General features: G+C 57.7%; 11 protein-coding genes and 1 pseudogene. 2 read left to right on the top strand and 10 right to left on the bottom strand.

Translation table 11 applies throughout. The features are described from left to right. Positions 1-94: 94 nt before the first annotated feature. The 6 genes from AUC71_RS04825 to AUC71_RS04800 all read right to left on the bottom strand — a co-directional run bounded on the left by AUC71_RS04825 (position 95) and on the right by AUC71_RS04800 (position 5,351). Positions 95-961 (bottom strand): hypothetical protein, encoded by an 867-nt coding sequence (locus AUC71_RS04825; RefSeq protein ID WP_069623348.1) that lies wholly within the window; start codon positions 959-961, stop codon positions 95-97. Beyond that, positions 958-1,398 carry a DUF5681 domain-containing protein gene (locus tag AUC71_RS04820; protein WP_069623347.1) on the bottom strand — a complete coding sequence of 147 codons (441 nt, stop codon included), beginning with the start codon at positions 1,396-1,398 and terminating at the stop codon, positions 958-960. Before AUC71_RS04820 ends, AUC71_RS04825 begins: the two co-directional genes overlap by 4 nt. Next, positions 1,391-2,722: a site-specific DNA-methyltransferase gene (locus AUC71_RS04815; RefSeq protein WP_069623346.1), complete on the bottom strand. Its 1,332-nt coding sequence runs from the start codon at positions 2,720-2,722 to the stop codon at positions 1,391-1,393. Before AUC71_RS04815 ends, AUC71_RS04820 begins: the two co-directional genes overlap by 8 nt. Before the next feature lie 89 nt (positions 2,723-2,811). Continuing rightward, positions 2,812-3,135 (bottom strand): hypothetical protein, encoded by a 324-nt coding sequence (locus AUC71_RS04810; RefSeq protein ID WP_141701453.1) that lies wholly within the window; start codon positions 3,133-3,135, stop codon positions 2,812-2,814. Positions 3,136-3,583: 448 nt separating this feature from the next. Further along, positions 3,584-4,255 carry an alpha/beta hydrolase family protein gene (locus AUC71_RS04805; protein WP_069623344.1) on the bottom strand — a complete coding sequence of 224 codons (672 nt, stop codon included), beginning with the start codon at positions 4,253-4,255 and terminating at the stop codon, positions 3,584-3,586. 880 nt (positions 4,256-5,135) lie between these two features. Further along, positions 5,136-5,351 (bottom strand): hypothetical protein, encoded by a 216-nt coding sequence (locus AUC71_RS04800; protein WP_069623343.1) that lies wholly within the window; start codon positions 5,349-5,351, stop codon positions 5,136-5,138. Between the two features lie 225 nt (positions 5,352-5,576). Here AUC71_RS04800 and AUC71_RS18555 point away from each other — a divergent pair, with 225 nt between their 5' ends. Continuing rightward, complete coding sequence (locus AUC71_RS18555) at positions 5,577-6,008, top strand: hypothetical protein (RefSeq protein ID WP_141701452.1); 432 nt, start codon at positions 5,577-5,579, stop codon at positions 6,006-6,008. A 278-nt stretch (positions 6,009-6,286) separates the two neighbouring features. Then, the gene (locus tag AUC71_RS04795) at positions 6,287-7,024 is read left to right on the top strand and encodes a GGDEF domain-containing protein (RefSeq protein WP_204376634.1); all 738 of its coding nucleotides are present in this window, start codon (positions 6,287-6,289) and stop codon (positions 7,022-7,024) included. A gap of 89 nt (positions 7,025-7,113) precedes the next feature. Here the strand turns inward: AUC71_RS04795 and AUC71_RS04790 are convergent, their stop codons facing one another. The 4 genes and pseudogenes from AUC71_RS04790 to metE all read right to left on the bottom strand — a co-directional run. Beyond that, positions 7,114-8,415, bottom strand: a complete 1,302-nt coding sequence (locus AUC71_RS04790) for an NAD(P)/FAD-dependent oxidoreductase (protein ID WP_083238087.1) — start codon at positions 8,413-8,415, stop codon at positions 7,114-7,116. 105 nt (positions 8,416-8,520) lie between these two features. Beyond that, positions 8,521-8,937 carry a c-type cytochrome gene (locus AUC71_RS04785; RefSeq protein WP_244500807.1) on the bottom strand — a complete coding sequence of 139 codons (417 nt, stop codon included), beginning with the start codon at positions 8,935-8,937 and terminating at the stop codon, positions 8,521-8,523. A 178-nt stretch (positions 8,938-9,115) separates the two neighbouring features. Then, positions 9,116-9,349, bottom strand: coding sequence for a hypothetical protein (locus tag AUC71_RS04780; RefSeq protein WP_069623341.1), 234 nt, complete (start codon positions 9,347-9,349; stop codon positions 9,116-9,118). 612 nt (positions 9,350-9,961) lie between these two features. Then, positions 9,962-11,712: pseudogene (metE, locus tag AUC71_RS04775) on the bottom strand (5-methyltetrahydropteroyltriglutamate--homocysteine S-methyltransferase); the annotation flags it as partial.

The raw sequence follows: 11,712 nt of genomic DNA, 5'->3' as shown, positions 1-11,712 counted from the left end.
GGCCCATCTTTGCTAGCGGGGTCTATGCTGAGAAGGATCTTGGTTTTGGACGTGCGCTCCGGCGGCCTGTCATACCAGCGAATCCACTCTCGCTTCACCATGCGCCGCCCTCTGGGACCGGAGCCTGCTGATACTGCGCGCCGAAATCGTAGGTACCGAGATCTTTCTGAAGTCCTCTCAGCGTCTCGAGCGATTCGTGCTCCGGGTGCAACGCCGTCCCGGCATGCCTATAATGGAACTCATCGTCGCCGATGGGCACCCGCTCATCGGTTTCGGCAATGGCAGGCAGGCTGAGAACCTCCCAATCGCCGGAGCCGCCCATGAGATGACCCGAAAGGTCATCCAGGTGCACACGCTGCGTCACAACGATAATGGCGCCGGTTTCTTTGTTGTCGAGGCGCGACATGAGCGTGTTCGTGAACCACTGATTCAGGCTATCGCGGCGGGTCTTCGATTGGGCGTCGACCGGTTTTTGGGGATCGTCGAGAATGATAATATTGCCGCCGAGCCCGGTCAGGACACCGCCGACCGACGTGGCCTTGCGAAAGCCCTTCAAGGTCGTGGTTGCCTCGTCGTCGAGGCTGCGGCTCAGCCGCATGCCCGGAAAAGTCCGGGCGTACCATGGCGCCTCCACGATCGACCGAAAATCCCGGGCGTGCTTCAAGGAGAGTTCGCTGCCATAGCTTATCGAGAAGATCCGTTGCCGCGGATCGTGCCCCAGGACGAACGCCGGGAACGCCACGGAGACCGTGATCGATTTCAGGTGGCGCGGCGGCATATTTATGATCAGGCGATTGATTTCCCCGCGACGGATGCGATCGAGCTGGTAGGCGATAGCCCTGATGTGCCAGTTCGGTCGAAACGGCGCGCCCGGGTTGAGCGTCTTGAGGCTACGCTCCAAGAAAGTCTCGAAGTCGTTACGCAGGATGGCGTCGAGCAATGCCAAATCTGACTTATTCATGATACTCGGTCCTTCTTTGGTTGGAGATCGGCCTGGATGCGCTTGATGAAGCCATCCAAGACCTCTTGGTCGTCCTGACCGAAGCCCCCGGTTTCCACCGGGGCATTACCGTCGATCAGGCGAATTCGGTTTAAGACGAAGATGGCGGCCTTGATGTCGTCGCCGAGGGCGCGCTCGACGTGTTTGAGGATCATCGCTTCGAGCACGCTGACCTTGCGGGCCTTGTCGCCTTCGCGGATCGGGATTTGCTTACTCATGACCTCGCGCCAAATGGTGGCCTCATTCTTCGAGCCTTTCGGCCGACCCTTTGGGTTGCCGCTCTGTCCAGGCTTAAACTGATGCTCCTTCGGCGGGCGGCCATAGCCGACCGTGCCGTCGCTTTTCTTCGTTTCGCCGTTGCGGGGCGAAGTTTTGCGTGCGTCGCGTGGCTTACTCATTGAGACCTCCGCGTATTTGCCGAGGCACTGCCTCGGCGATTTCGTCAAACGTCTTGCGGCTGCCCTTCAGAACCGCATCGGCCTTTGTGAAGCGCTGCCAGCGCCGCACTGCGGCGTCGACGTAGAGCGGATCGAGTTCAAGGCCGTAGGCGCGCCGGCCAACCCGCTCGGCGGCCAGAATTGTTGTGCCGGAGCCCATGAATGGGTCGAGGACGACTTCGCCTCGGCGCGAGCAGTCGCGCATGGCGTCGGCGACGAGGGCGATGGGTTTGACCGTGGGATGAAGCGTAAGCTCATCCATGCGGCCGGCGCGGAAGGTGTTGACGCCGGCGTAGGTCCAAATATTCGACCTATTGCGGCCATGTTGGCCGAGCTCGAAGTTGTTGGTGTGGGCGCGTTCGCCGTTCTTGTAGGCAAAGATCAGCTCGTGCTGCGAGCGGTAAAAGCTCCCCTGCCCCGCGTTGGTCTTGTTCCAGACAACGAGGTTTTTGAGCTGCGTGTAGACCGCGTTGCCGGCGCCGAGCATCTCCTCCATGTGCCGCCAATCCATGCAAACAAAATGGATAGAGCCCCGGGCGGAGTACTCGGCGGCATGAAGCAACGTCTCAGTCAGGAAGGCGGTGAACTGCGCTTTCGACATCTCGCCGCAAGCCATGGCGAAATCGCCGTGCTTGATCTTGCCGCGGCCCTGGATGGACTTGATGGCGACGTTGTAGGGCGGATCGGCGAACACCATCGCAGCGCGACGGCCGCCCATGAGCTTCCGAAAATGAGACGCGTCACGGGCATCACCGCAGATTATCCGATGCCGCTGTGCACCAAGCAGCCAGACATCGCCGATGCGGCTTACTGGTTCTGTCGCCAGCGTCGGCGGCTCGTCGGCCGGATCGGCTTCTGGATCACTGAGGTCGCCGAGGAGCACGTCGATCTCGGCGGGCGCAAACCCCGTGATCGAGATATCGAGACCGATTTCAGAAAGGAGAGGAGTTAGGCCGCTAAGCTCGACAGCAAGTGCCTTGCGATCCCATCCGGCGTTCTCGGCGAGCTTGTTGTCGGCCAAAATATAGGCGCGCTTCTGCGCCTCACTGAGGCCAGAAACAGTCACCGTCGGCACTTCTCGCAGTCCGATTAGCCTGGCCGCCGCTAGACGTCCGTGCCCGGCAAGAACAGCGTTATTCTCGTCAGCGAGAATTGGGTTGGTAAACCCGAAACACTCGATGCTGTCGGCGATCTGCCGAAGTTGCTTTTTGGAGTGCGTGCGCGCGTTTTTCGGATGCGCCTTCAGCTTGTCGACTGAAACAAGCCTAATTTGATCGGTAGGCATGTCCGGCTCCTGTTAAATGGAGCCGTACCAATTACACCCGTTTCCCCTTCGATTAGCGCTAAATGAATTGTGGCATACATGAATCGAATCTAGTCCCTGGATTGAGACCCCTTCCGCGGAACACGGATGCCACATACGGCGAGCGTATAGGCCACTTCTTGTCGGTTAATTATCAGCCCCGTCTTCTCGGCGATGAACCGGACAAGCTCTGCCAACTTCAGTATTTCCAACCCGCGAAGCTTAGCAAAATCAAGCCATACCAAATCTGGAGTTAGCGGACGGCCCAAGTAACAAACACTCTTGCAACCAGCGAACTTGATTGTCCAATAGACGATCTGTTTTTGCAGGTCGGTCAATTTCCGGGGCAGCGAAGCCGGAATCACCTCTACAGCTTTCAGACGCGTATCATCCAAGAGTGTGACCCTGCCGTCCTCATCGACCCTGGCTCGGTCAAGACGGGAGATGTCGAAGGTTTCTGGTGCGTTCTTTCCGAGAGTCTGCCCCTAAACTCCCATGAAGTTGGTAACGCCACTCCCCAGGGTTCTTCTGGGGGATGGAGATGGCAGACAACGAGGACAAGAGAGGGCGCCTGATCTGTTCGTGAGGAGAGTGGGTTGGTTCTGATTTCAAGGCGGCAGCAATTTTCGAGATGGCCATCACCTCGGAGCGCTTCGAGTGCATCGGCGATCGATCGCCTTGAGAGGCGGTCGTTTATGGTCCGCTCTAACCTGGGGATTCCGTATTCGGCCATCACATTCGCATCCGGAGCAGCGATCAACAGCATGAAAACGAGCCAAGTTTGGAGAAAAAGTAAAGTTAACCCTCGGCCATCCCGATCGAGGGCTATCGCTCGCACAATCCCTAGATCACGCCTAGCCAGGACATCAGCGCGTCCAGCATTTCTGCTCTGACCTCCGCATCCGTTCGTCCCGTGCGCCGCGGCACGTGAAACGAGTGATCAGCATCCTGAAACAGCCTGGTCGTGGCGCGACTACCTAGCCGTTCAATGATCGTCTCCAACAGGCGGGTATCTGCGAGGGCGTCACGAGTGCCCTGCAGCAACAGCATCGGAATTGTCACCTCGAACAGGTGATCTGCGCGCTCATCCGAAGGGCGTCCCGCCGGGTGCAGAGGAAATCCGAGGAAGACCAAGCCTCGGACGCCCGGCAAGGGCAAGGCAGCTTGAGCCTGCGAAGTCATGCGGCCGCCAAACGACTTGCCGCCGGCAACGAGAGCAAGATCAGGAACCCGGCGGGAGGCCTCCAGTACCGCGGCCCGGACAGTAGCTTGGGCAATTTTTGGAGGATCGGGTCGCTTGGACCCTTGCTCCATGTAGGGGAACTGGTAGCGCAGCGTTGCGATGCGGCGTTCGGCCAGTCCATCGGCAACTTCGGCCATGAATGGATGCGACATGCGGGCTCCCGCACCGTGGGCCAGCACATAGCAGACGCGTGCATCGGGCGGCACTTGCAGCAGCCCCGACACCTGCCGCGCGTCATCGACAGCAAAGGTCACTGATCGTGGCTGTACCATTGGGCTAGACTGGTCCTCGGCGCTATCCACTGAAGATCGTTCAGATCATGCCCTTCAAAATGCTGCTTTTCCGAGCGACCGTCGCCAAGAATCGTAACCCCGTCACAACAGCCTTAGACGGATTGTGTCCCCGTAGAGGCTCGGGAACGATCGCGTATCGCTTCAGTCGATATCCTGCGCGCGACTATCTAGAAGAGATGAATAACGTTCCTGATTTCGATTCCGTTGACGCCGACAATAATGGCCGCATCGAAACCCAGGATGGCAAAATCACAGCAAGAGCGCCAAGTCCGCGGACGAGACCACCGACTCGAATATGAACTGATCAGGCTCGGGCGACCCGGCGCCAGTCGGGTCGTCCGCCGACCATTGCGCGGAAACTATCGGCGTGCGGCTGGCGCAGTGGAACTGCCCGAACCCTCCCGAGTTTCAAGCGCCGAGCACTGCTTCAACCTTGGGATGATCCCTGCACCAATCAGCATACTTCTACATGACGCATGACCTCTACCTCTTCGCGCGTCAATCCAGCCGCGCTTCATTTCTCGCTGTTGAGCCGAACATGAAAAGTGCGTTTTGCGCCAAGCGACCGGGCCTCTTCCCATCGGGACGGATGGAGTAGCCATGCCGCTTGTCCCAGATAAAGTCCGCGCGCGAGAAGATGCCGTCGACCCGACCGCTCTTCCCGGAATGTGCGGCGTGAGTTAAAGCCTCAATCCCGGCTTTGGCAGTGCGGATTTGGCATTGAATGGCAGGTAAAAAAGAAACCACTGAGTCTTCAAGTAGATCATGTAGCCATCAGCAAACAAGCAAGCGGCCGAGCGCTGATGCCGATTCGGTTCTTACACTGATAGAGTTTGCGAAGAGCGGATAGACTTCGCTCTCAAGGGGTGACGACTTTAGCCCTGCTGTTGTCGTCGTCCTTCTCCAAATCCGCGACTGACTCGGCGAGCGCTTCCTCCGCAACAGCTTCGACGGCCGACTGCTCCCATGCTTTGGCAAGGCGCGTCCACTGGAAGCTCGTTCTAGGGTCGACGGCCGTCTCCGCGAGCTTCCTGTACTCTCTCGCCTTTGCACGGCACTCTTTCGCTGATGTCAATGCTCCCCCTCCACCGGACTGCCGAAGACCTTCTCACCGTATCTTTTTACTGGTGACGCCACGGCCGCGCGCTGGCGGTAGCACTCGATGAACCCTTTAAACTCGGCTCTCTGATCGGTCATCGGAGGACTCAAGCTGCTCCAACAGATCCGCGTGGCTAGAGCGTCGAAGAATTCTTGGCCCCACCCAAGGGGAGTCGGGTGGGGCCGCGCAGGAAACGCTCAAGTGCGTCTACGACTTGGTCTTGGTGGAGAAATCCAGGCCGCCTATAAAAATAGCACCGGCACCGCAATCGGGCAATCCGCCAGCCTGCCGCAGTCCTCATTCTTGCGAGAGAAGAAATCTGCACATCCGCAGAAATCAGCCAATCCGAGGACTCGCGAGCAAGTATTTTCACGCGTACTCTATGTTGATACAGAAAAACGCTTGGAGAGCAACCATCCGATGGCAATGAAATCTCGGCAAAAATTCTGCCGCGCCCCGGACAACTGCACGTCTCTCCACGCTACGCACTACGCTCCCGTCCCCTGGCCCTCGAAAACGGAAATCGGCACGAGACGCGACGGCGTCACTTCAGCGGGCGGCGCATCGACGTCAATCGAATTGGATGATGCGATCCAACTTGCTACGTCGAATTTCGCAAACCCGAGTCAATGACTGCGGCTTTTTGATGCGCGTTTGATTTAGGTGCCGCGAGCTTGAGGTTCGAACCTGTTATTTTGGGCGTGTCGCTCATAATGGACCCGTGTTCGTTATAGGTGCCTTCGAGCCCTCGAGTTTACGGATCCTTGAGCTCTTGAGCGTAGCTGTTGTATGTTTTCAACCCTTCTCAAGACAGGCCTATCTTGAAGCCTATTGGACCTAGGTCGTTAGCGCGAACAATTATCAATAAGCCCTGGCCGAGCGTGCAGGACGGGCTGCTCCTGTGCAGCGTCATGCTCGTGGGTGCGCTGCTCGCGTTGCAGTATAATCTTTTTTGGTTTATCTCCGAGCTTTCCGAGCCCCAACGTAGATTATCGATAGCTGAGGCTATGTCACTCACGGCCCTCTTGGCGCTGTGCATCTTTGCCTTCGTGATACGACGCCTGCGCGAGACAAGGCACGACATTGCGCGCCGTGTTGCTGCCAAGATTCAGGTGCGACAGCTTAAGACGCTGGCTTCGCAAGATTCCTTGACCGGACTAGCAAACCGTCGCGTGCTCCTTTCGGCATTGACCTCAGCAGTAGAAACTTCTTCTGATGGCCGTAAGCATGCCTTCTTCCTGATAGACCTAAATGACTTCAAGCGCGTCAATGATCTCCATGGTCACTCAATAGGAGATCGCGTTCTGCAAGTCGTTGCCAAGCGGTTTCGGACTGCTACCCGACCAAGTGATTTATTAGTGAGACTCGGCGGCGATGAGTTCGCTCTGCTTTCGTATGATGTCGATCAAGATGCCGCTCGCATGATTGGTCTGCGCTTCATAGCCGCCCTTGAGAGTGAAATCCGGGTTGGGGGGCGGCTACACGAGATCGGTGCATCTATTGGCGTCACTCTGATCCCCGATGACGGCAGAACGCCGGACGAAATTATTCATAGCGCCGATCTCGCCATGTATCGCGCCAAAGGCCGAGATGAAAGATCACTCGTATTCTTCGAACCGCCCGCGAACCACCCGCAACAGATAGCTTAGCGAAACCAACCCGCCGGATCGGACGGCCAGACGTATGCTGACGGGGGCGCCGGAAGCGGCAGCGGTCCGCGTATTCTTACATAAATGTCTTAACCGAAGACTTGTTCAGTGATCGTGCGATACCAACTCGCACCATAGTCCGCTTCAAGCCGACGGAATTTCGCAGAGGCATAAATGGGACTGATCCCTCCGGCTCCTTTTATCGAGTCAATCAAGACTTCACCCGGCTCGTAAACGCCGGCGATGGAGATGCCATAGCCTGGTGCCACCAGGCTGTAGCAAGTGTTTGCCAGCTTGGTCCGGATCGGCGGCTTACCTTTTAGCAGCCGTGCAATCTGAACAGCACAAACCTTGGCTTGCGCGTTAGCCGAGAATGCGGATTTCGGCATAGCACCGGCGTTCGAAGCGTCACCCAGCACATGAATTCCAGCTTGCAGGGAGGACTCGAAAGTGACTGGGTTGATGGGACACCAGCCAGTCTCGTCCGCTAGCCCGGAGATTTGCGCAATTCTGGCAGCACGCTGTGGCGGGATGACGTTGGCCACATCAGCGCGTACTTCTTTGGACTCTGTCACCAGCACTCTCTCTAAGGGCCGCACCGCAATGACAGCACCGAAATCGAAAATGCCATGCCACTCGATCAAGTCACCGTAGATCTCGGTCCAGGCACGCTGAAACAAAATTTGTTTCGAGAAGTACTCCTTCGAGTCGAGGATCATAAGCTTCGAGCGGGGCTTATTAGTCTTCAGATAGTGAGCGATTAGGCTGGCGCGCTCGTAAGGACCGGGCGGACACCGAAACGGATTAGCGGGAGGGGCGATCACCACCACGCCGCCGTCCGGCATGTCTTCGAGCTGCTTGCGCAAGAGCAGAGTCTGCGGACCCGCTTGCCAGGCATGGGGCATCAATTCTGCCGCGGCCTCATTGTAGCCCGAGATGGCGTTCCAGATCATTTCGATACCCGGCGCCATTACTAGCCGGTCGTAGTGGAAATCTAAGTCCCCTTCCGTCCGAACCGTCTTCGTCACAGGATCAACGCGGATCGCGCGCTCGAACACCATGCGCACGCCCGTCGCAGCAATGTCGTCGTAGCCGAAGCAAAGCACGGAGAACGGCTGCAATCCGCCGATCACAAGGTTGCTGAAGGGACAAGAATGAAAAGTGCGGCGGGGCTCGATTAGCGTCACGTCGATAGAGGGATCAGACGCGCGCAAAGACCGTGCAACCGTCGCCCCGGCATAGCCGCCACCAATAACCACGACGCGCGCCGAGGCACCTCGCGCCGAAGCCCCCTTCGCTCCCAAGACTGCCGGCCCACCTACGATCATGGCCGCCGAAGCACCAATCTCTAGCAGCCGACGGCGGCTCAGTTTTTTATCGTCCGCGCTCATTCAGTTCGCCCTTATGCAGGATCCTTGCGCACAGTACCGCAGCTGAGCAAATAGGAGCAGGCAAAGGAACACCCCAGAGGCGTAGACCTTGGACAGAAGGTGCCGTTAGTCCTCAGCGTCTTCGTCGAGGGCTGCAAGGTAGTCAGCGATGGCACCAATCTCGGTTTCACTATAACCTTTCGCGATTCGATTCATCACGGTGCCTTTGCGTTCGTCGGCTCGAAAGGCCAGCATGGCCTCCTGGATCTCCGCAGCGGGACGACCGTTGATCTCCGGAAATGTGTCGTCGGATGCAGCGTTTGCATGACAGCCTGAACAACTCGCCGCGAGCAATTTAATGGTTGCTCCGCTCTCGCCCGATTGAGGCGCGGCGGCAACTTCAACGGGCGGAGTTGGGAGGAGCAGCGGTAGGACGAGTGCAAGCAGGCGAAAGGTTCTCATGAAGTCGTCTTGTCCAGTTCCAGAAATGAAGCGAGAGCCGGTAAGCGTGGCGCATAGGTTCGATTCAACAATCCAAACCATCTTCTGTGCTTATTGCGGCCATAAAGACCAGCGCTCGTCCACGCTATGATAGCGAGGCCAATGAAGCTTTAAGGCAATGAAGCTGCCTCTGACGTCAAGCGCCCCGTATCGCCGGCGCCTCACCGCCGCCCTGCGAGACTATTTGGCGCCCCTACTCCTCAGGCGTCTTTCGAATGTTTCAGAATTCTGTTCTTCCCGCCGGCAGACTAGCAATTTGGCTGCGGTTGAAGCCGGGGCTGTAGCTGATCGCCTCAAGACATGGCGACAAAAACTGGGCGCGCGCTGTTGCTCTTATGCGCGACACGGCTTTGGCGAGCATCCTTTTCGGGCGGACAAGGGTATAGCTAAAAAGCGCAAGCAGGGCCGCGTAGGCCCATATGTCGAATTGGCAACCGAATAAGGCCGCGAACATTTCTCAGCTCTGCTGCCGATCATCAGAACGATAGATCACTCGGGCAGTATCGTCCCACCTCACTATGAAGTGAATAAGAGTAGCGCTCACATAATCGCGCTATGCGCCGCAGCGAGGACTTTAGTCGCTTGATGGCTTAGTCCTAACGGCAAACAGATCATATGAGCCTAACAAATTTCGCTCAATTTGCTGCTCCTCTGCCTTTTTCCAAGGTAGGCAGAATGGCCGATAGGTGTTGGTCCGCTGACTCATACGTCCGCTGCACGTATTCACAGTTCACAGCTTCGATCCTTCGCCGATCGCCCGCAGACCCTCAGCAGGAACAGGTTGAGGGATAGAGTACTTTTCCCTGCTCCCTTCTTTCCGCACCGGGGGTCGGCTTGGCGCGAGCGGTCCGGCCCGGTCCCATTAGATGATCGACCTCGTGGCGAATCGCTTCGGTCGATATCTTTCTCGGCCTGATCATGGCCCTGGATCATACGCGATACTTCTTCCCCTCGACCGGCTTCAATCCTCGCGGTGCCGCGGAACCCGCGCCGCTCTCTCTCCCGCTGGGTGACTCACATATGAGCCCCACGCTTTCATTCTTCTGGCTGAACCCACTGCGTTCTTCTACCGCCGCGGAAAGGACTCGCGTAGCATTTGCGCAGCATGCACCATGTGCTCGAGCGCCGGACGCACTTCAGCCCAGCCGCGAGTTTTCAACCCGCAATCAGGATTAACCCAGATTTTATCGGGCGAAAGCCGTTGCGAAGCTTTGGCTAGGAGGTCGACCATTTCGATTTCGCTTGGCACCCGCGGCGAGTGAATGTCGTAGACACCCGGCCCGATCTCATTCGGATAGTGATAGTCCACGAAGGCATCGAGCAACTCCATCTTGGATCGCGAAGTCTCAATGGAGATGACATCGGCGTCCATGGCGCCGATCGACTCGATGATATCGTTGAACTCTGAGTAGCACATATGGGTATGGATCTGCGTTTCGTCCCTGACACCGCTTGCCGATAAGCGGAAACATTCGACGGCCCATTTAAGGTAGGGCGGCCAGTCCGCCCGGCGCAACGGTAGCCCTTCGCGAAGCGCAGGCTCGTCGATCTGAATGATCCGGATTCCAGCTGCTTCGAGATCCGTGACCTCATCACGCAACAGCAAGGCGATCTGACGGCAAACTTCGGCGCGCGGGATGTCGTCGCGGACAAACGACCACTGCATCATGGTGACGGGTCCCGTGAGCATACCCTTCACCGGCTTCTCGGTTAAGGATTGGGCAAAGGTCGCCCATTCCACGGTCATCGGCTTCGGGCGCGAGACATCACCAAAAATGATTGGCGGACGCACATACCGGGAACCGTAACTTTGCACCCAACCGTGCTTGGTGAAGGCATACCCGGACAACTTCTCCCCGAAGTACTGCACCATGTCATTGCGCTCAAACTCGCCATGGACCAACACATCAATGCCAATGTCTTCTTGCCATCGCACCGCATCCCTTGTCTCGTTCTGCAGGAAGCTCGTGTATCCAGAATCGGTCATTGCGCCTTTTGTATGCGCTGCCCGTGCCTTTCGGACCTCGCCCGTCTGGGGGAAAGACCCGATCGTAGTGGTGGGGAAAGGCGGCAGCTTCAGCGCTTCGGCCTGCGCCTTGCGGCGAATGTCGAACGTGCTCTTTCTCTGCGCCATTTCTGACGTCATGTTTTGCGCGCGTCCGGCCACCTCCGGGTTGTGGACTTTCGGGGAGCCTTCTCGCAACTTGGCGGCCTCGGCAGATTCTTCCAGTTCCGAGCGCACTGCATCCCGGCCGCTTCCCAGCGCTTTGCCGAGGACGGCGAGCTCGCCCATCTTCTGCACCGAGAAGCGAGCCAGGTCTTGAGATCGGAATCGAGATCTGTCTCAAGCTCGAGATCGACCGGCACATGCAGAAGTGAACAGGATGGCGCGATCTCAAGACGATCTTCGCCGTATTTATCTACGACCGGCTCGATGCGATCGAGAATCTCCGGGATTTTGGCGCGCCAGATATTGCGGCCGTCGATCACGCCAAGGGAGAGCACTAGTCCGCGCGGCGCTTGGCAAGAACGTGATCGATTTGATCGGGCGCCCTCACTAGATCGAGATGGAGACCCGCGATTGACAGCTCAATGGCGGTATCGAGATTATTGCCAAGCTTGCCAAAATAGCTCGTCGCCATAAGCTTCAGCCCTGGCACTTCGCGAGCGAACGTGGCGTAAGAATGCGTCATGGCTTGGCGTGTGGCATCATCGAGATCGAGCACGAGACACGGCTCGTCCATCTGAATCCAAGTGGCGCCGCTGGCGTGGAGCTTGCGCAAGACGTCCACATAAACAGGAAGGAGCTCATCTATC

The sequence above is a fragment of the Methyloceanibacter marginalis genome (assembly GCF_001723295.1).
GTDB lineage: Bacteria > Pseudomonadota > Alphaproteobacteria > Rhizobiales > Methyloligellaceae > Methyloceanibacter > Methyloceanibacter marginalis.
This window is presented reverse-complemented; position numbering and strand designations above follow the sequence as displayed.